The sequence below is a fragment of the Marinobacterium mangrovicola genome, assembly GCF_004339595.1.
GTDB classification, from domain to species: Bacteria; Pseudomonadota; Gammaproteobacteria; order Pseudomonadales; family Balneatricaceae; genus Marinobacterium_D; species Marinobacterium_D mangrovicola.
Genome location: NZ_SMFU01000013.1, coordinates 1 through 19,404, shown reverse-complemented (window position 1 = coordinate 19,404; position 19,404 = coordinate 1). Strand labels below are relative to the sequence as shown.

At 51.5% G+C, this 19,404-nt stretch carries 16 protein-coding genes; 15 read left to right on the top strand and 1 reads right to left on the bottom strand.

The window, feature by feature from the left end:
* The first annotated feature begins 35 nt into the window (after positions 1-35).
* The 12 genes from CLV83_RS19755 (at position 36) to CLV83_RS19700 (ending at position 15,359) form a co-directional block, all read left to right on the top strand.
* Entirely contained in the window at positions 36-1,154 is a 1,119-nt protein-coding gene (locus CLV83_RS19755) for an FAD-dependent oxidoreductase (RefSeq protein ID WP_132296788.1), read from the top strand.
* 1 nt (position 1,155) lies between these two features.
* A complete protein-coding gene (locus CLV83_RS19750; protein WP_132296785.1) occupies positions 1,156-2,094 on the top strand; it encodes an alpha/beta hydrolase in 939 nt (312 codons plus the stop codon).
* Positions 2,091-3,026, top strand: a complete 936-nt coding sequence (locus CLV83_RS19745) for an MBL fold metallo-hydrolase (RefSeq protein WP_132296782.1) — start codon at positions 2,091-2,093, stop codon at positions 3,024-3,026. The genes CLV83_RS19750 and CLV83_RS19745 overlap by 4 nt, the downstream gene beginning before the upstream one ends.
* Positions 3,023-4,708: a CocE/NonD family hydrolase gene (locus CLV83_RS19740; protein WP_132296779.1), complete on the top strand. Its 1,686-nt coding sequence runs from the start codon at positions 3,023-3,025 to the stop codon at positions 4,706-4,708. Before CLV83_RS19745 ends, CLV83_RS19740 begins: the two co-directional genes overlap by 4 nt.
* A gap of 149 nt (positions 4,709-4,857) precedes the next feature.
* Positions 4,858-6,522: a DUF1302 domain-containing protein gene (locus tag CLV83_RS19735; RefSeq protein WP_132296777.1), complete on the top strand. Its 1,665-nt coding sequence runs from the start codon at positions 4,858-4,860 to the stop codon at positions 6,520-6,522.
* 15 nt (positions 6,523-6,537) lie between these two features.
* Positions 6,538-7,905 (top strand): DUF1329 domain-containing protein, encoded by a 1,368-nt coding sequence (locus CLV83_RS19730; RefSeq protein ID WP_132296774.1) that lies wholly within the window; start codon positions 6,538-6,540, stop codon positions 7,903-7,905.
* Positions 7,906-7,917: 12 nt separating this feature from the next.
* On the top strand, positions 7,918-8,973 hold the full coding sequence (locus tag CLV83_RS19725) for a WD40/YVTN/BNR-like repeat-containing protein (RefSeq protein WP_132296771.1): 1,056 nt from the start codon (positions 7,918-7,920) through the stop codon (positions 8,971-8,973).
* Positions 8,974-8,987: 14 nt separating this feature from the next.
* Complete coding sequence (locus CLV83_RS19720; protein ID WP_132296768.1) at positions 8,988-11,456, top strand: efflux RND transporter permease subunit; 2,469 nt, start codon at positions 8,988-8,990, stop codon at positions 11,454-11,456.
* Positions 11,457-11,564: 108 nt separating this feature from the next.
* Positions 11,565-11,786, top strand: coding sequence for a hypothetical protein (locus tag CLV83_RS19715; protein ID WP_132296765.1), 222 nt, complete (start codon positions 11,565-11,567; stop codon positions 11,784-11,786).
* A gap of 53 nt (positions 11,787-11,839) precedes the next feature.
* Complete coding sequence (locus CLV83_RS19710; protein ID WP_132296762.1) at positions 11,840-12,781, top strand: MBL fold metallo-hydrolase; 942 nt, start codon at positions 11,840-11,842, stop codon at positions 12,779-12,781.
* Between the two features lie 274 nt (positions 12,782-13,055).
* Positions 13,056-14,024 (top strand): PDR/VanB family oxidoreductase, encoded by a 969-nt coding sequence (locus tag CLV83_RS19705; protein WP_132296759.1) that lies wholly within the window; start codon positions 13,056-13,058, stop codon positions 14,022-14,024.
* A 156-nt stretch (positions 14,025-14,180) separates the two neighbouring features.
* Positions 14,181-15,359, top strand: a complete 1,179-nt coding sequence (locus CLV83_RS19700) for a cytochrome P450 (RefSeq protein WP_132296756.1) — start codon at positions 14,181-14,183, stop codon at positions 15,357-15,359.
* A gap of 66 nt (positions 15,360-15,425) precedes the next feature.
* Here the strand turns inward: CLV83_RS19700 and CLV83_RS19695 are convergent, their stop codons facing one another.
* Entirely contained in the window at positions 15,426-16,181 is a 756-nt protein-coding gene (locus tag CLV83_RS19695) for an IclR family transcriptional regulator domain-containing protein (RefSeq protein WP_132296753.1), read from the bottom strand.
* Positions 16,182-16,303: 122 nt separating this feature from the next.
* On the opposite strand from CLV83_RS19695, the gene CLV83_RS19690 reads away from it, so the two are divergent.
* From CLV83_RS19690 to pcaF, 3 genes are read left to right on the top strand one after another with little or no spacing between them, the layout of a single operon-like run.
* Positions 16,304-17,014 (top strand): 3-oxoacid CoA-transferase subunit A, encoded by a 711-nt coding sequence (locus CLV83_RS19690; protein ID WP_132296750.1) that lies wholly within the window; start codon positions 16,304-16,306, stop codon positions 17,012-17,014.
* Positions 17,008-17,697 carry a 3-oxoacid CoA-transferase subunit B gene (locus CLV83_RS19685; RefSeq protein WP_132296748.1) on the top strand — a complete coding sequence of 230 codons (690 nt, stop codon included), beginning with the start codon at positions 17,008-17,010 and terminating at the stop codon, positions 17,695-17,697. Before CLV83_RS19690 ends, CLV83_RS19685 begins: the two co-directional genes overlap by 7 nt.
* The gene (pcaF, locus tag CLV83_RS19680) at positions 17,694-18,899 is read left to right on the top strand and encodes a 3-oxoadipyl-CoA thiolase (protein ID WP_132296745.1); all 1,206 of its coding nucleotides are present in this window, start codon (positions 17,694-17,696) and stop codon (positions 18,897-18,899) included. Before CLV83_RS19685 ends, pcaF begins: the two co-directional genes overlap by 4 nt.
* The last annotated feature ends 505 nt before the right edge of the window (positions 18,900-19,404 follow it).

Below are 19,404 nucleotides of genomic sequence, written 5' to 3'. Positions count from 1 at the left end.
CCGAAGTAACGAAAACAATAAGACTGGAGAAAAACATGAAACCAGAAGCCTTAAAAGACCTAAATGTAGCTGTAATCGGTGCTGGGTATGCCGGTGCAACTACTGCATATGCTCTCCATCTGATGGGCGCAAAAGTCACTGTATATGAGCAAGCGCAAGAGGTTAAGGAGGTAGGGGCAGGTATTGGGTTACGTCCCTCAACTATGGACCAGTTCCGCCAGCTTGGGATATTTGATGCGATTGATGCGGTAACTTCACCAAGTGATTATTTTGAAATTCTGACCGCAGATAGCCAGCGCATTGCTATGGAAGAGTGGCCCGAAAAAGACGCTTTTTCTGCTGATACCCATTTTGTCCACCGCGGTGACTTTATTGATGCTTTGCTGAACGTGCTGCCGGCAGGAATGGTGAAACTTGGGCACCGCCTCAGCAAGATCATTGATAACGGCTCTAGTGCTACCGCTGTGTTTGACAATGGAGTAACAGTGAATGCTGATTTAATTGTTGGTGCTGATGGTATTCGCTCTCAAGTTCGTAATCAGTTGTTTAGTGATAAGCCCCCTGTTTTTGCTGGTGAGCACGCTTACCGAGTAGTGATACCTATGGCTGACACCTATGGTCTGGTGGACGACGGAAATCTGCGTATGTACATGGGGCGTGGGACCAAGATTTATTTGCTCCCGCTGCTCCATCGTAACGAGGTGTCTTTTGACGTTACCTGCCTCGCCACCGACTCCACGCCGGCACCGGTTTCGAGTAAAGAGCAGTTACTTAAAGTGGTCGAGGGCTTTGATCAGCGCTTGATAGATATCACCGAAGGTCTTGATATGGACCAGGTTAACCTGCGCGCCGTTTACGATATCGACCCGGTTGATAACTGGCATTCTAACTCAGTGGTTCTGGTTGGCGATGCAGCTCATGCAATGTGCCATCACCAAGGTCAGGGCGCCAACTCTGCTGTTCTCGATGCTGGGGCTCTCGCTGACTCCCTCAAAGAGGCCAATTCTGTTTCTGACGCACTTTCGCACTATCAGGCAAATCGCAAGCCCGTAACAGACGTCCTACAACACGAGTCCCGCCAAGGCTGGAGCGAAGATGAGGTCAACGATGTCTTCCCCAATCAGCACCAGGGCCAGATTGCCGCACGGAGCTGATATGCCATTACATCCTACTGTAGCTAAGTTCATCGCCGAGTTGCCCGCGCCGCCTCCCGGGCCGCTTAACCCAGAAGCGATGCGAGCGGTTGATGAAAGCAATGTACCTTCGCTGGAAAAACGTCTGCCGGTGCATTCGGTGATCGACAGGGCTGTATCGACAGCAATAGGCGATGTGCCGGTGCGCGTCTACACGCCGTCGGCAGCAAAAACCCATCCTGCGTTGGTTTATTTCCACGGCGGAGCGGGCTTTCTCGGCAGCCTTAATACGCATGATCACGTGGCTCGCGAACTTGCCAATTCGACTGACTGTGTCGTTATTTCAGTTGGCTATCGTCTCGCGCCTGAACACGCTTTTCCCGCTGGTCTGAGCGATTGCTACGCCGTGGTGCAATGGGTCGCGGAACATGGGCAGGAAGAGAGTGATGGGATCGGCTGGGATGGGCAAACATTGGCCGTCGCCGGTGATAGCTCGGGCGCCGGTTTTGCCGCTGCGATTGCAGCAAAGGCTTTGGACGAGGGACTGACATCTATCACCCACCAGGTGCTTTATTACCCGGGGCTCGATCTTGACTTTGATACTGAGCGCTACGAGTCACTGAAGACCAATGCGGTGGGTAATGGATTGGAGACAGCCATGCTGAAACCATTCAACGCTTTCTACCTCGATAGTGGTGCCGATCCTGCCGACCCTCTGGTGTCGCCGATCAAGCGACAGGATCTTGCTGGACTACCCCCCGCGCTCATCGTCACCGCTGAATGCGATCCGCTTCGCGACGAAGGTGAAGTATATGGTCAAAAACTGGCCGAAGCCGGCGTGTCGGTAACGGTGCGGCGCTACGAGTCGGCTGGCCATGGATTTGTTCAGCACTTCTCTTGGTTGCCTGAGTTTCACGGCGTGTTTGCAGAGACGGCGGCGTTTCTGAGGGGGCAGGGATGAGTGCCGTAGATATTCATTCGCTGTACTCGGAGTGGGGGCGTTTCGGTCTGTACAGCTTTTTTATCGATGGTAACGAGCCGGCAATTATCGATACCGGTATCGCCAGCTCGCCCGCCGGTGGCATTGCGTCGGGCCTGGAGAAGCTGGGACGGCGCATCGAAGATGTGCGTTGGATACTCCTCACCCACGGGCACATCGACCACATCGGTGGTGCGTATGCACTCTGGGAGATGACGGGTCGCAAAGCCAAGGTAGTTATCCACGAGGCCGATGTTCCGTTTCTTCAGTCTCGACGTGCGCATGTTGATGAATACCTCTCTGCGAGGGGGCGTTACATCAATGATAGCGACGGCGAGTCCAAGGTGATGGCAGCTTGTCTCGCGGCGATCTCTGGCGAAATGGAACCTCATATAGTGGTGCGTGATGGCGACGAGCTGTCACTTGGTCCGGATGTGACTATCAAGGTCCATTCCGTGCCGGGTCACACTGAAGGTTCGGTTGCCTACGAGGTCAAGGGCCAGGGTGACGTCTTTGTGGGCGATGCCGTTCAGATTCACGGGGCGGCCAATGGATTCCCGAGCTATGCGGATCCTGACGCCTATCGTGCCAGCCTGCTGCACCTGCGTGATCAGGTTAAGCCAAACCGCTTATTCCTCGGACATCCATATCGAAGCCAGGGTGAAAAACCTCTGGGGGTGGAGCTCAACCGAGAGCAGGCCACAGAGAAAATTCAGGAGAGTCTCGATATAGAGGCCCGTGTTCGTAATGTCACCGATGAGGTGGGTATCGATGGCGCAGAAATAGCCAAAGCGCTGTGTTCTCCGTTTTGTTGTATTGCTGATTATCTGCGCTACGACGGTGATCCGACGCTGGAGCCATCGCCATTCTTCACCACGATGCACGGCTATTTTAATAAAGGTTATAGATCATGATGGTAGTTCACAAAGACCTGCATGTCCCAATGCGTGACGGCGTTCATCTGGCTGCTGATGCCTACCATGCAGAAGGCGACGAGCCGCGTCCTGCCCTGGTTGCACTGAGCCCGTATGGCAAAGAGTTACAAGCCCTGGCGCTGACTATTCCTCCCCAGAAACGTCCATCTCCCTTGTGGGATGGATGTATAGAAGCGGGTGACATTTCTCGCGTCGTAAAAGAAGGCTATGTGCATGTCATTGGCGATGTACGCGGGTCAGGCGGTTCGGAGGGCGAACACATTGGTAACTACAATGCCGGCGGGGTACCTCTGGGCCAGGATGCCTACGATTTCATCGAGTGGGTGGCTGCTCAACCCTGGTGTAACGGCGTCGTTGGCATGATAGGGATTTCTTACTTCGGCTCGATGCAGGTATTTGCTGCATCTGAGCGCCCACCCAGTCTTAAGGCTATCTTCGTCAGTGGAGGTCATTTCGATTTCTATGAGACGACCTACCACGGTGGTGTTATGTGGTTTATGCCACGCGCAGCGCGCGAGGGACGCGGGGGAGACTCAGGTTGGGCATTCACGCACCGGCATAAGTCTCGCATGCTGGAGACCTACTCTGAGGAAGAGGTTAAGCGACGCGTAGCTGAGCGCTTGGCAGATCCCGATGTGGCCGCTTGGCCCAACCTGGTACACGTGCTCAATTACCCAATTCATCACGAGTCCTGGTTCGACATCATCACCAACGAAGTCGATGGCGAGTGGTATGAGGAACAGAACCCAATCAATCTAGCCAAAAACATCGATATCCCGGTGTATTTGCAGATCAACCAAGGGCGCGGTTGGACGCTTGATGGCACTATCGAGCTATTTGATGTCCTTAATTGTCCCAAGAAGCTTGAGATTGGGCCTTACCCACCGATGCAAACGCGCCCTTGGGTGGACGAACATGACACGATGTTCCGCTGGTACGACTACTGGCTGAAGGGTATTGATAACGGCATCATGGATGAGCCTAGCGTCAAAGTTCATGTCGAAGGTACACGGCACTGGGCAACAGGTGAGCAATGGCCTGTGAAGGACGTTGAGTATCGGCCCCTCTACCTGAGATCACGTGGTAAGTTGGCTTTCGAGCCCGAGCCGTACGGTGTTGAGGTTGCACACCCGGAAGGTTTTTTTCAGGCGCCACTCACCATAACCGACAAAGTAGAAAAGCTCTCATGGGCAACCGAGCCCTTCGAAAAAGTGACTTCGATACACGGTGTAGGTGCAGCCCATCTGTATGTCGAGATCGATCAGCCCGATACCAACTTTATCCTGCGGTTCTGGGATGAGGCACCTTCGGGTAAGCGTCAGTTGGTTACGACCGGCTTCCTCAAGGCATCACACAATGAGCTTGATGAACGTACCAGCGAGGGTAACCCCTACCACCCACATACCCGTAGCGAGCCGGTCGAACCTGGCACCATCAATGAATATGTGATCCGGATCTACCCCTTTGCCAATGACTTCCGGGTTGGCCACAAGCTGGTTGTTGAGCTCATGTGTAACGAGCCCCTAGTTGACGATCATAACTCTCTGCTACCCCCAGATGCATTCCATCTGCCTGTCGGGCGATCCGTAACACACACGGTCTATCGAGATGCTAAGCACTTGTCGCGTCTTGTACTGCCGTTTGTGTCAGTCGACCACTAGCCGACCTTTGTCGGATTAAGAGGAGCGCTCTCAGTCGAGAGGGTTCCATTACGAGATCGAACGAGTACGTGGAGATATAAGTTCCTCTACGGGGGCTAACTCGCGCCCGTAGATCAGTTTCACAATAAAAATAACCAGAGGTGGACAGGATGGAATGTAATAAAAACAGGATATTACCGCTATCTTTCCTGATTGCAGTTGCTGTGCAGGGAAACCCGGCCCATGCCATGGGGGACTTTGGTAGCCCGCGGTTCAACTGGACTAATAATGTTCAGTACAACGCTATGTACAGATTGAATGATCAGGATTCAAACCTGCTTTTCAACGGTGAGAACAACAAGAGCGCCAATATCGACGACGGTAATGCTAACTTCGATAAGGGCATAGTATCCAACCGCGTCGAGTTGCTCAGTGAGCTTGATGTTGTTTATGAAAACGGCTGGGGTGGTCGCATCAGCGGTATTGCCTGGTATGACGAGATCTATAACCAGAGCAACGACAACTCCGGATTCCCGCCCGGCGGCTCGGCTATTCCCAACCATGTATCTTCAGGCTATGACGCCGCCGAGTTTACCGACGACACCGAAGAGATTCTGGGTCGGGATATTGAGTTGCGAGACGCTTTTGTTTTCGGCCGCACCAATATTGGGAATTCGGTTCTTCGTTTCAGAGCCGGGCAGTTCGCATCGGTTTGGGGGGAGAGTCTATTCTTTGCCGATAACGGTATTGCCGGCGCTCAGAACGCCTTCGATATCGATCGACTTATGCGAGATCCGACAGCCGAAGCCAAAGAGTTTGTGCTGCCGGTGCCGCAGATCGGCGTAGACTTCCAGCTTAACCCCGATATCACCCTTGGTGCCTATTACCAGTTTGGTTTCGAGCCGAACCGTCTGCCAGCGGTCGGCAGCTACATGTCGACTCAGGATACAGGTGTTACTGGAGCCGAGAACATGTGGGTTGGTCCATTCACATCGATTCCACTCACCCGCGAGGAGGAGGCTGACGACGGCGGTCAATTCGGTCTGCAACTGCGCTGGCGCCTGGGTTATACCGACCTAGGGTTCTACGTCGTACGTTTCCATGACAAAAACTACCAGCAGGTCGTCAACATCGGTCCTTCCGGGCCCGAGAGCTACTATCTGACTTATCACGAAGACACCACCGCTTACGGCGTCAGTGTTAGCCGAAGCTTTGGCTCTGTGAACTTAGCGGCCGAAGCGTCACTTCGCAAAGATCAGGCGCTGGTATCGTCTGGTGCCCATGATTTTTCGGCGCTTGGTCTGCCGGCCACCGACAATAAGGATAATCCGGGGTATGCGGTGGGTGATACAGCCCATATTAACCTGTCAGCGATCTGGTTGCTGGATCCAGGGCCGCTCTGGCAGGAAGCAACCTTCGTTGGTGAAGTCGCGTGGAATCGGGTACTAGACTGCGACGAAAACTGCGCTGCTATGGATCCTAATGCCAGTCGCGATGCCGTTGCGATGCGCTTCGTATTCGAACCAGTTTACCGACAGGTTGTCTCCGGCCTCGATCTTGGCGTGCCTATCGGTGTTGGCTACTCGCCCAAAGGCTCACGTTCAGGCTTTAGTTTGGCGTATCCGCCAGAAGGCGGTGGCGATTTTACCCTTGGTCTGAACGGCACCTACCTAAACACTTGGCAGATTAATCTGGCCTATACCAACTTCTTTGGGGCAAGCGATGGCCATTTGGTCGAGCGCGCAGATGACCCCTTCGGCGATCCAGCCTTTAGCTATAAGCAGGCCAGGAAGGATCGCGACTTCCTCTCCTTCACTATCAGCCGTCGTTTCTGATCACGGAGATTAATTATGATTATTAGAAACAAATACGCATTGGTCGCACTTATATCGGCCCTGAGTTTCGGCAACATCTCCTTTGCTGCTGTCACGGCCGAGGAGGCATTGCATCTCAAGAGTGAGCTTACGCCTTTTGGTGCTGAGCGCGCCGGTAATGCCGATGGAAGTATTCCAGAATGGAACGGAGGGTTTACCGATCCGAACCCTGATTATGAACGCGGCGGTCGCCGTGCAGACCCGTTTGCAGACGAGAGCCCGCAGTTCAGCATCACCGCTGAGAATATGGCGGAGTATACCGATAATCTGACTCCGGGTACTGAAGCTCTATTGAGAAAGTACCCCGATACTTTCCGTATCGATGTTTACAATACGCATCGCACGGCAGCGGCGCCGCAGTGGGTTTATGACAACACCTACGAAAATGCCATCCGTTCAACGATGAAGGGTAATGTGCCTGAAAATGCATTTGGGGGCATTCCTTTCCCTATCCCTAAGTCGGGCGCTGAAGTGATGTGGAACCACCAGCTTCGCTGGCGCGGCGGTGACCTGATCCATAAGGACAACTGGTACCAGATCCTGGACGATGGTCGTCGAGTGCTGATCTCCGATGCTGAGGTGAATGAGCAGGTACCGTATTACTTCCACGACAACACCTTGGAAAAGTTTGTCGAAGATAACCAGCCGTTTTGGAAAGTGAAGATCGAAAATATAGGTCCGCCGATCCGTGCTGGCCAAGCGCTTCTAGCCCATGAGTATCTTGATCAGGACAACACCCAGACCTGGGTTTACTTGACAGGTCAGCGTCGTGTGCGTCGCCTGCCGAATGCCTGTTGCGATACCCCTCAGCCAGCGTCGGCAGGTGAGATGACCTTTGACGAACTCTATGTCTGGACCGGTAAGCTGGATCGTTTCGACTGGAATATCGTCGGTAAGAAGGAGATGTTTATCCCCTACAACACCAACGGTTTTATGCAGCCGACCTCCGACGATGATGTATTAGGCACGCATCACTGGAACCCGGACTACATGCGCTGGGAAAAGCATCGTGTATGGGTCGTCGAAGCCAACTTGCGCGACGGGGAGCGTCACCAGGTTTCGAAGAGCCGATATTACTGCGACGAAGATACCTGGATCTGCGTGCTAGGCGATCGCTGGGACGCCAATGGTCAGCTGTGGAAAGTGCTGTGGGCTGGTACGTTCGTGGCCCCTGATTTGCCGGGCATTTCCATGGGAGCTTTCGGTATGTATGACCTGATAGAGGGCTCAGCGTTCTTTGCTCACATAAACAATGAGAAAGAAAATCAGTTTGAATACCTGGTAAAACCTCGCTCGGACATAATGTATACGCCCGATGCCATGGCAGGCAGCAGCTTCCGTTAAGGGGTCATAGGAATGAGACTGAATAGCAGTAACTTTCCCCGTGTGCTCATGGTGGCTGTATTGCTGAGCGCTACCTCCGGGGTGGCGCTGGGCACTGAAGCTGTTGTCGAGCCGTTGGCTCGGTCGGCGATTGAAGTCGGTAATCCGCAAGGGGCATTCATGATTGGCGTGGCAAGGGCGGGGTCGACCATTGTTGCCGTGGGGGAGCGCGGTTTAGTTCTGCTGTCCGACGATAATGGTACGAGCTGGCGGCAGGGAAAGGTGCCAGTCAGTACTGGTTTGACCGCCTTACGCTTTATTGATGATCAAGTAGGTATGGCAGTTGGCCATGCTGGCGTGGTTCTCGGAACAGAAGATGGGGGCGAGACCTGGCAGCTGCTGTTCGACGGCAAACGCGCCGCTAAGTTGGCGCTGGAATCAGCTGAGAAAAGTGGGGATGAGCGGGCGGTTTGGGAAGCTCAGCGCCTAGTTGACGAGGGCGCGGATAAGCCCTTTCTAGATCTGCTTCTGCTCAGCCCCGAACACGCCATCGTCGTCGGCGCATATGGGCTGGCATATGAAACGAGTGACGGTGGAGGCTCCTGGCATCCGATTATGTCGCGCATGGCTAACCCTGAGATGTCCCATTTCTATGCACTTCGTAAACGGGGTGATCGTTTGGTTGCTGTAGGCGAGCGGGGATTGGTCTCCCTGTCAGAGGATGGTGGTGTCACCTGGGCTCAGATTCACACGCCCTATAGCGGAAGCTTTTTTACCGTTGAGTTGCCAAGCGACGAGTCGATTGTGGCCGCTGGATTGAAAGGTAATGTTTGGCGAAGTGACGATAGCGGTGACACCTGGACGTCGTTGCCAAACCCTATTGACGCGTCAATCACCAGCTCACTCCTATCGGCGTCAGGTGAACTGCTCCTGGGCAGCCAGGCGGGAGTGTTGCTTGAGCTTTCCGATGGCAGGTTGAAACCGGCCAAAGGAGAGCGTTTCCCACCCATTAATACCTTCGCGTTCAGTGAGGACCAGCTAGTACTGCTGACCATGGAGGGTGTTCGGGTGAGCCAGGTTGATCGCTGAGAAGGTTAGTGAAAATGACAACAAGAAAGACAGATATAAACCAGAACCTGCGCGGGTTCGACCTTAAAAGCGGGTCTATGCTGGAACGCGTGATTTTCAATCACCGTTGGTTTGTGCTGATGCTATGTGCTTTGGCGACTGTGTTACTGGGTTATCAGACAATGCGACTGGAACTGGGAGCCAGCTTCGAAAAGATGATCCCGCAGGCGCACCCCTATGTGCAGAACTTTACAAAGCATGAGAATGATCTGATGGGGTTGGGTGATGTGATTCGCATTGCCGTTGAAAACCCTAGAGGCAGCATTTACGACGCCGACTACTTGGAAACGCTCCGACAGCTCAATGACGAAGTGTTTTTACTGCCCGGTGTGAATCGCAGTCAGATGAAGTCGCTCTGGACACCGAACACTCGTTGGACTGGTGTCACTGAGTTCGGTCTGGAAGGCGGCCCCGTTATTCCTGAGGGATACGACGGCTCGCAACGATCACTGGATCAGCTGGCAGCGAACATCGCGCGCTCGGGAGAAGTGGGTCAGATAGTAGCGGAAGATTATCGTTCCAGCATCATCTTCTTACCGCTGTTGGCACAGACACCGGATGGCGAGGGGCTGAATTATGGCGAGCTCGGAGACAGGCTTGAGGAGCTGCGCAGCAGGTACGAGGAACAAGGTGTTTACATCCACGTTACCGGTTTCGCCAAGCTGATCAGCGATTTGATTGAGGGCGTGAGTTCAGTGATGCTGTTCTTTGCCATCACCATCGTCACCGCATCGCTTTTCATCTTTGCCTTTACACGCTGCTGGCGTTCGACGCTGCTGGTGGTGCTGGTCTCATTGGTGGCAGTGACCTGGCTGCTTGGTCTGCTTCCAACCTTGGGTTATGTCCTAGATCCTTATTCGATCCTGGTGCCCTTCCTTGTCTTCGCCATAGGGTTGAGTCATGGCTCGCAGAAGATGAACGGCATCATGCAGGATGTGGGTCGGGGTATGCACAAGTTAGTGGCGGCACGCCTGACTTTCCGGCGCTTGTTTGTGGTCGGTGTGACCGCGCTGCTGTCTGATGCAGTCGGCTTTGCCGTATTGCTGGTGATCGATATCGGCGCGATTCAGCAGCTGGCTCTGGCCGCATCGCTCGGTGTGGGCCTGCTGATCTTTTCAAACCTGATTTTGCTGCCGGTGCTGCTTAGCTATGTTGGCGTCAGTGACTCCGCCGCCGTGCGAAGCCTGAAGGCGGAGCAGGCGGACCTGACCGGATTAGCTAGACACCCGGTCTGGCGGTTTTTGGATCTGTTCACGACTAAGCGCTGGGCCATATGTGCGATAAGCGTGGCGGTTCTGTTTGGTGGTCTCGGATACAGTATTTCGACTCAGCTTAAGGTCGGCGACCTAGATCCCGGCGCACCTGAACTGCGCGCAGACAGTACCTATAACAGAGATATAGCCTTTATGAACGGTGTTTATGGTGCTTCCAGCGATGTACTTGCAATTATGGTCGAGACGCCGACGGGTTACTGTTCTGACTACGCAACTTTGAACAAAGTGGATGCGCTGGAATGGGAACTGCGTCAGCTCAAGGGGGTCGAGGGTACTAACACGCTGTCTCTTTTAAACCGACGTATGTTGGCAGGCCTGAATGAAGGTAGCCCCAAATGGTATGAGTTTAACCACAATCAGCAGATGCTAAACCTAGTGACTTCCAGTGCGCCGCGAGGGCTTTATAACGATTCCTGTTCTCTATTAACGCTGTATGTCTACCTGAGTGACCATGAGGCCGATACGCTCACGCGTGTGGTAGAACACGTGGAGGCGTTTGCGGCTGCAAACAATACCGATGATGTGAAGTTCCTGCTCGCAGCTGGTACGGCCGGTATTAACGCAGCGACTAATATTGTCGTGGGTGAAGCCTGGCACAAAATGACGCTGCTTGTTTACGGCGCGGTATTCCTGCTGTGTATGCTGACTTTCCGTTCTTGGCGTGCAGTGTTGGTTGCGATGTTGCCGTTGTTTCTTGTCTCTATTCTTGCCGAAGCACTGATGGTCGTACTGGGTATCGGCGTGAAAGTTGCCACCTTGCCGGTTATAGCACTAGGGGTGGGAATAGGTGTCGACTACGCACTCTACATCCTTTCGGTAACACTGAATCAGCTTAGGGAAGGGCGTTCGCTATCAGAGGCCTACTATCGGGCGTTGCTACTGACTGGCAAGGTGGTGATGTTGATCGGTGCCACCTTGGCGATCGGTGTGGTGACTTGGACGTTCAGTCCTATCAAGTTTCAGGCGGATATGGGGCTGATGCTGGCATTCATGTTCATCGGTAACATGCTGGCTGCCTTGATTCTTCTGCCCGCTCTTGCTCGCTTTTTGCTCAAGGTCGAAGTTCGTAAGACTGAGAAAACATCCGATTCGACGGAGTTAGGTTCCGGGGCCCAAGAGCTTAATTGCCGGGAGAGTAACAAAGAGAGTACCTGTATTTCTGCCTCTTGATCAGTTCTTTTAAACGAGGCTACGGGACGCGGGGATATAAGCCTTCGCCGCGTCCACTGACTTACGCAAGAATCTATCCAATGAAAATTAATTCGGAGAATAAGAACAATGACTGTCGAAATTAAAGAAGCAATTATCGCTGGCATTATCGGTGGTGTCATCGCAGGGGGGCTGAGCATGCTCGCTAATCACTTTCTCGTACCGTTTCCGCAAACCAGTATGGATAACACCGTTGGTCATGGTATCACCGGACTAGTAAGCGGTCTGCTTAGCGGGTTTATTGGCGTCATGGTTGCTTTAAAAAAGGCAGGAAATCTACGTCAAAGCTGAGCCCGCTTATATGAGTAAATAACTTCTCCAATAAAAATAAATGGAAGTTTTAAATGAAAATTCAATCGTTCGCTTCGAGGTTAATCCCTTTTTTTCTGATATTTACGTGCTTTGGACTTAGGGCCGAGACCACTGTCGTGATGCTTGGTACAGGCGTTCCCGCTGTAAATCTCCATCGTGCCGGGCAAGGTATACTCGTTGTCGTCGACAAGTCGCTCTACCTGTTTGAAGCAGGCCCAGGAGCACTGCGTAATATGGACGCATTGAAGGACCAGGCGTTTATGCCAAAGGTGTCATCGTTCAGCTTCGGTGGAGAGACAGCCTATACGCTGCTGGATAAGGTCTTCATTACCCATCTTGATTCCGATCATGTGCTGGGATTACCCGAACTTCTGCTCAGACCCTGGACGCTAGGACGCGAAAATAAAGTTCAGGTCGTCGGCCCCAAGGGCACTAAATCTATGGTGCACCACATCCTCAAAGGCTATCGCGAGGATATCGACCACCGTCTCTATGGGTCTCAGCCTGCCAATCCGACGGGCTATCGCGCTGATGTAACGGAGATCGATGAGGAGGGGATGGTTTATCAAGACGATAAGGTGATTGTATCCTCATTCTACGTCCCGCATGGCGATTGGGATGAAGGTATGAGTGTTGGTTACCGTATTGAAACTCGCGACGGCAAAACTATTGTGCTCAGCGGTGATACACGCCAGCCCGAATCCCTTGAGATTTATCAGGGAGTTGACCTTCTAATTCATGAAGTAATAGGCGAAGCCACGCTCAGCCGCATGCCACCGAGTTGGCAGTATTACATGCTAGATGCGCATACCAGTACCAGTCAGTTGGCTGAGATAGCTGAGACTGTGCAGCCAGGGATGTTGGTACTAAACCACGTGATTGCGGACGAGGTGTCGGAAGTACAGACGGAGATGGGCGAACTGTATAGCGGTGAGTTCAAAATAGCGAATGATCTCGATATTTATCATTGGTGATCGGACGTTTCATTACCTTGATAGATTCCTAGTCCACAAATAAGGAGCCAGTGAAGAACCGGTTTGCTCCGTAGGAAGGGAAGCGGCTTCGAGAGACATATATCTACTTGATTAAAAGACTGCGCGTATGTGTTTACCGATCACTGAGCGGCATTGCTGTTCTGGAAAATTCTTAGGGTTCTAAAGCTGCTTTATTTTAAATAACGCAGTTAAACGACCTGTTTGGCTATTCGGCCGTGGTACCGTAAACAAAATTATTATTGAGGGGCCATTGATGACAAGCAAATTAACAAAAATAAAAGTTAAGATTTCTGGGAAAAACAAAATAGCCCAGGGTATTTATAGTTTTGAGCTTGCGAGTGAGAAGGGAGAAGAGCTGCCAGCCTTTGAGCCAGGATCGCATATAATTGTTAGAGTTCCGAATGGTAAAGAAAGGCAATATTCTCTTTATGGATCGATAGCGGAAGGAGGTTTATACAAGATTGCGGTTAAATATGAGCCTGAGGGTAAAGGGGGGTCAAGAAGTTTGATTGAAGATTCAGCGGTGGGCGACACCTTGCTGATCTCTGAACCCAGAAATGATTTTCCGCTTGTAGGTGATCCTGAAAAATATATTTTTATTGCAGGTGGAATAGGCATTACCCCTATATATTCAATGATCCAATACTTAGAGATGAGTGGATCAACCGCATGGGAGCTTCACTATCTAACACGTAACCCTGAATCCACTGCTTTCCTAAATGAGCTTGGGCTGGGAGGTTTTAGCGGCAACATTACGATTCATCATACCCAGGGTAAGTCGGAAAGCCGCGTTGATCTGAGCTCGCTTCTTGAAAACGAAAAAGGTTCTTATCTCTATTGCTGTGGCCCAGCGGGATTGATGGATGATGTGCGAGACAAGTCGAGGCACTGGTTGCCAGCTAGCGTTCATTTTGAAGATTTTGGTGTCATGGGGGCGCCGAATAGTGCCAATAATGAGCCGTTTAAAGTGGCGATTGCTGATACGGATATTGAAGTGCTCGTGGGGGTAGGTCAAACGATCATCGAGAGTCTCGAAAACTCTGGTGTTCAAATACCTTACTCCTGTGAGAGTGGCACCTGCGGGACCTGTGTATGCGAGTTGGTTGATGGAGTTCCGGACCATAGGGATCAGGTTTTGACCGATGATCAGCGCGACGATTACATCATGCCATGTGTTTCTCGTGCTCAGAGTGACCGCCTAACAATTCGTTTGCTCGAGTGAGTCTGGGAACTCTCGCGCTGGTAAAGCTACAACTCAATAAAGAGTTTCGAGGCTAAAATAGCCAAGCCAATGTTATAATATTATGACCATTTGGTTGCAGAAAGAGATCAGGCTGAATTCTGTGATGGTTGGTCGAATATGCCCGAGGAGGGCCCCATGAATAAAGACGCTATGCAGACAAGTAATATCGACCTTTTTTCTGATGAGACGCTCAGAAATCCCAATCCAGTGTTTGCCGAATTGCGTGAAATGGCTCCCGTTGTCTGGATGGATAAATATAAGGTTTGGGCAATAACCCGATACGATGATGTTCGTGACGCGTTGAGTAACACTGAGGTCTTCTCCTCAACAAAAGTGGCATTTAACGATGTAATGAACGAGGCCTTGAAAGGAACGAGCCTCGCGACAGATCCGCCTGAACACGCTCAACTGCGCAAAACGCTTCTTGCGCCTTTGACGCCGATTGCGCTGAAGAAAATTCAGGACGATATCACTAAAAAAGCGGAGACGATGATCGCTGGTGTGGTTGAGAAAGGCTCCTTTGATGCGATTGAGGACGTTGCACGCGCGTTTCCACTAGAGGTAGTTACAGATATGCTGGGCGTTCAGGGAGAAGCGCGTGAAAAAGTACTGCTTTGGGGAGATGCAGCGTTTAACGTTTTGGGACCAATGAACCAGCGTGCAGCTGAGAACCTGCCTCTGGCTGGAGAACTCTTCGAGTTTTGCGCCAATGTTAAGCCGGAGGAGCTAACGGAAGGTAGCTTGGGACGAGGTATTTTTGAAGCGGCGGACCGTGGCGAAATTGCACGGGAGAGCTGTGGGCCAATCATTCACCAATACATTGCAGCGGGGCTCGAATCGACGATAGCCGCGATTGGAAATACGCTAAAACATTTGGCTGCGAACCCCGATCAATATGCTCTACTGGTCAATGATCCATCTTTGGTGCGCTCTGCGTTTAACGAGTCGCTGCGCTTGGAGGGTCCATTGGGTCTGATTGGGCGTTTGGTCATGCAAGATGTTGTGATTGGTGATACGAAAATTCCAGCTGGCAGTCAGGTTGCACTTATGCTTGCATCAGCGAACCGAGATCCACGTAAGTTTGAGAATCCAGATCAATATTTAGTCACGCGTAATGCATCAGCCCAATTAAGCTTTGGCAGTGGTGTACACAGTTGTGCAGGGCAGAATCTTGCTCGAATTGAGGCGAATGCAATTCTTTCGGCCTTTGTCCGCCGTATTAAAAGCTTTAAGGCTGGAGAGCCTGAAATCAAGCTGGCGAATATGACGCGAAGCTTGAACTCTTTACCCGTGCTGTCTGTAGAGACGGTTTAACGAGTATAAACAAGCGCTGTATTCACTATTTCACCGTCGTATGACAGTTGGGTTCGCCGTTCGTTACTAGTGTATGAAACGGCGCACCCCTTTTTGAAATTTGATCATCGCGGGGAGGTAAAGCTTTCGCATCTGTTCCGGCTCGGCGATGATCGAAGGTATGCCGGTATTGAGAGCTGCTACCACGTTTCCTTGTAGGCTATATAAAGGGATGGCGATTGAGCGCAAGCCGAGCTCGACCTCTTGGTCAACCACTGCAAACCCTTCTTTTTTAACTTTTTCGAGCTCTGCTTTAATCGCGTCGAGATTACTCAGCGTGTATGGCGTTAGGGGGGTGAGGTTGGTGTTACTCAGCAGTTCATTGACGATCGTGCTATCGGAGTAGGCTAAAAGAACCCTGCCCATGGAGGTGCAGTGCGCCGGCAACCGAGAACCTGGCATCAAGCCGACGGACATGACACGCTTCTGGCTCGCTCTTGCAATGTAAACAATTTCATCACCGTCGAGAACGCTGACAGAGCACGATTGTTGTAGCTCCTCCGATAGTTGATCCAGCCAGGGCTGAACAATTTGGGGGAGGGGCATCGAGCTTAGGGAACTGACGCCTAAGCGAAGAACCTTGATTGTGGGCCGGTAAAACTTTCCATCCGATTCTAAATAGCCAAAATATTCCAGCGAGATCAGGTAGCGCCTTGCTGCCGCCCTGTCCAATCCCGTAAGTCCTGCTGCTTCGCTGATCGTTAAGCGGGGTGTATCGGCGGAAAAACACTCAAGAACTGATAAGGCCTTGCCAAGAGAGCCTATTACATCTTTTTTGTTCATATTACGAACACCTTTTTGTGCTTGGCGAACATATCCTTAACTATTTTAAATTGCCGTAGAAAGGATAATAAATCAGAAATATATTCTTTTTACTGATTTAAAGATACATAGGTGTTCGCGATATGAACAAGGTTGGAAGTAACCTTCTCGAAGCGGTTTCCGTTATTAGTGATGGCGCTTCGGTGATGATCGGTGGATTTGGTGGATCCGGAGCCCCGATCGAACTTATCCACGCTCTGATAGACAGCGGAGCGAAGGATTTGACCGTCATTAACAACAACGCTGGAAACGGGCACGTTGGTATAGCTGCGTTAATTGAGCAGAGGCGTGTTGCGAGGATTATCTGTTCTTTTCCCCGATCAGCAGATCCGAGAGTGTTTAACGAACTCTACCTGGCAGGGGATATCGAGTTGGAGATCGTTCCTCAGGGCACCTTGGCCGAGCGAATCCGTGCCGGAGGGGCTGGGATTCCGGCGTTCTATACACCTACAGGGGTGGGAACAGAGACTGCTGTAGGTAAAGAAGAGGCAATCTTCGACGGCAAACGGTATCTCCAGGAACGTTGGCTAAAAGCGGACTACGCGCTGATAAAAGCGGACCTCGCCGATACCGTGGGTAACCTGACGTATCGACGTGCCGCGAGGAACTTCAACCCACTTATGGCCATGGCTGCGAAGACAACGATCGCACAAGCGTCAAATGTCGTTCAGGCCGGCGAAATAGATCCTGATCAGGTGATAACGCCGGGAATCTTCGTCGACACCATTGTTGAAGTTAAGTCACCTAAGCAGGAAGAAGTGCTGAACCGTGAAGGAGCCTGTTACCCATGCTAGAAAAAATTCAGGAGTTGAAGCTAACTAACTCACAAATAGCCTGGAGAGCCGCACAAGACCTGTTTGATGGTGCTTACGTCAACCTGGGCATCGGTTTTCCAGAAATGGTTGCAAAGTATCAGCCGGAAGGCTGTGAAGTGGTATTTCATACTGAAAACGGAGTACTGGGTTTTGGTGAGGCACCGGCGCCAGGTGAAGAGGATTGGGACATTATCAATGCCGGTAAAAAGGCGATTACCCTCAAACCGGGTTGTTCGATTTTTCACCATGCCGATAGCTTCTCGATGATAAGGGGCGGCCACCTCGATGTTGCGATTCTTGGCGCCTATGAAATATCCCAGAACGGCGATTTGGCTAACTGGTCTACCGGAAAAGGAGGTATTCCCGCTGTAGGGGGGGCAATGGATCTGGTTAACGGGGTAAAAACGGTAGCGATAGTCACAGATCATATTACCAAAAAAGGGGGGGCCAAGCTGGTTGAAAGCTGCTCTCTTCCATTGACTGGTGTTGGCTGTGTAAATCGGATTTATACCTCGTTGGCCGTTATTGATATTGAAGACGGTAAGTTTGTGCTGAAAGAGAAGATCCCGAATATCAGCGTTGAGGAGCTTCAGTCTCTGACCGGTGCACAACTTCATCTTGGAGCCAGTGTAAAAGACTTAGTCGTGCCGGAGGGTGTATGAGCCGGAATGTCTACATTTGTGAGTATGTAAGGACACCGATTGGGCGATTCGGTGGCTGCCTTTCTTCTGTCCGCGCTGACGATCTGGGTGCTATTCCTCTTAAAGCGATCATTGAGCGGCACAAGCAGATTGACTGGTCGGAACTGGACGAAGTTGTCTACGGTTGTGCCAATCAGGCGGGCGAAGATAATCGAAACGTAGCACGTATGTCATTGTTGCTCGCGGGGCTGCCCACTTCCGTACCAGGTACAACGCTGAACCGGCTCTGCGGCTCAGGAATGGACGCTTTTTTAACAGCAGCGCGTGCGATTGCTTTAGGCGAGACCGATCTGGCAATTGCGGGTGGGGTTGAGAGTATGTCCCGGGCTCCGTTTGTCATGCCAAAGGCCGAATCTGCTTTCTCCAGAAGTAACTCAGTGTATGACACTACTATTGGATGGCGTTTTGTAAACCCGAAGATGCAGGCGATGTATGGCATTGACTCGATGCCAGAAACGGGGGAAAACGTTGCAACACAGTTCCATATCTCGCGCTCTGATCAAGATAAGTTTGCACTAGCTTCTCAGCAAAAGGCGTCACGGGCTGATAGTAGTGGCCGCTTTGCTAAGGAGATTGTCGGGGTCGAGGTGGTGAAAAAGCGCGAGCGATTTATAGCCGACAAAGATGAACATCTTCGCCCGGGCACAACGCTGGACGATCTGGCAAAGCTATCCACTCCTTTTAAAGCGAACGGCTCGGTTACAGCAGGAAATGCATCTGGGGTGAATGATGGCGCAGCTGCCTTACTGCTAGCCTCGGAAGAGGCCGTTAACAGATATGGGTTGACTCCCATTGCGCGATACGTCGGAGGCGCAACGGCAGGAGTGGAGCCGAAAATTATGGGTTTCGGACCGGCTCCAGCGAGTGAGAAGTTGCTGAAAAGGTTGAAGCTTTCGATCGACGAGCTTGATGTTATTGAACTCAATGAAGCATTTGCGAGCCAGGCGTTGGCCAGTGCTAGGTATTTAGGATTGCAAGATGACGACCACAGAGTGAACCCTAATGGCGGAGCAATTGCACTTGGTCACCCCTTAGGGATGTCGGGAGCACGTCTCATCGGAACAGCTGCTCTTGAGTTGAAGTACATCGGAGGGCGATATGGACTGGCTACCATGTGCATAGGTGTTGGCCAGGGCATAGCCTCAATCATTGAGGCGGTCTAAAAGTTTGTTGCTAAACCTGGACTGAAAAGTTAGTTGAGTTCTAATTTTTTATTTGATCACAATACTATTAAAGGTAATAAGAAACCGATTATTAGCGATTTGGTAAATGAAGTGGCCCGAGCAAGAGAGGAACTTTTGTTCATTAAAGGAAAGTCTGTGAGGTTCCCATTACTCTTCTTGCCTCGTATTGCGGGCCAACCTTAGTGGTTGTGTCCGCTTTTTTCCTTTTTATAGAGTTATTTCTAGTCATTACAGATATTAATCTCATTGTAAGTGCATCTTCCAAAGTCTGACGTTCTAGCGTGTGTGTTGGATCTCCAGTGTTTAGAATCGAGAGTGCTCCTCTTACGCGAGAGGCTCTGAGCTTCTCAATAAGATAGTGGCGAGCCTGATGAGCGTTTGCTCGTTTGTGTAGTGGTCAACTAATCCCGGACACGGTTTTAAGTTTTTCTTCCGCCGCCAGCGGACTGATGCCACCATTCGCACGATGTGGCCGCTGGCGGTT

Coding starts and splice junctions, on each gene's coding strand:
- CLV83_RS19740 (WP_132296779.1), top strand. CDS start 3,023: ATGATGGTAGTTCACAAAGACCTGCATGTCCCAATGCGTGACGGCGTT.
- CLV83_RS19720 (WP_132296768.1), top strand. CDS start 8,988: ATGACAACAAGAAAGACAGATATAAACCAGAACCTGCGCGGGTTCGAC.
- CLV83_RS19755 (WP_132296788.1), top strand. CDS start 36: ATGAAACCAGAAGCCTTAAAAGACCTAAATGTAGCTGTAATCGGTGCT.
- CLV83_RS19695 (WP_132296753.1), bottom strand. CDS start 16,181: ATGAACAAAAAAGATGTAATAGGCTCTCTTGGCAAGGCCTTATCAGTT.
- CLV83_RS19700 (WP_132296756.1), top strand. CDS start 14,181: ATGAATAAAGACGCTATGCAGACAAGTAATATCGACCTTTTTTCTGAT.
- CLV83_RS19745 (WP_132296782.1), top strand. CDS start 2,091: ATGAGTGCCGTAGATATTCATTCGCTGTACTCGGAGTGGGGGCGTTTC.
- CLV83_RS19710 (WP_132296762.1), top strand. CDS start 11,840: ATGAAAATTCAATCGTTCGCTTCGAGGTTAATCCCTTTTTTTCTGATA.
- CLV83_RS19690 (WP_132296750.1), top strand. CDS start 16,304: ATGAACAAGGTTGGAAGTAACCTTCTCGAAGCGGTTTCCGTTATTAGT.
- CLV83_RS19730 (WP_132296774.1), top strand. CDS start 6,538: ATGATTATTAGAAACAAATACGCATTGGTCGCACTTATATCGGCCCTG.
- CLV83_RS19705 (WP_132296759.1), top strand. CDS start 13,056: ATGACAAGCAAATTAACAAAAATAAAAGTTAAGATTTCTGGGAAAAAC.
- CLV83_RS19750 (WP_132296785.1), top strand. CDS start 1,156: ATGCCATTACATCCTACTGTAGCTAAGTTCATCGCCGAGTTGCCCGCG.
- CLV83_RS19735 (WP_132296777.1), top strand. CDS start 4,858: ATGGAATGTAATAAAAACAGGATATTACCGCTATCTTTCCTGATTGCA.
- pcaF (WP_132296745.1), top strand. CDS start 17,694: ATGAGCCGGAATGTCTACATTTGTGAGTATGTAAGGACACCGATTGGG.
- CLV83_RS19715 (WP_132296765.1), top strand. CDS start 11,565: ATGACTGTCGAAATTAAAGAAGCAATTATCGCTGGCATTATCGGTGGT.
- CLV83_RS19685 (WP_132296748.1), top strand. CDS start 17,008: ATGCTAGAAAAAATTCAGGAGTTGAAGCTAACTAACTCACAAATAGCC.
- CLV83_RS19725 (WP_132296771.1), top strand. CDS start 7,918: ATGAGACTGAATAGCAGTAACTTTCCCCGTGTGCTCATGGTGGCTGTA.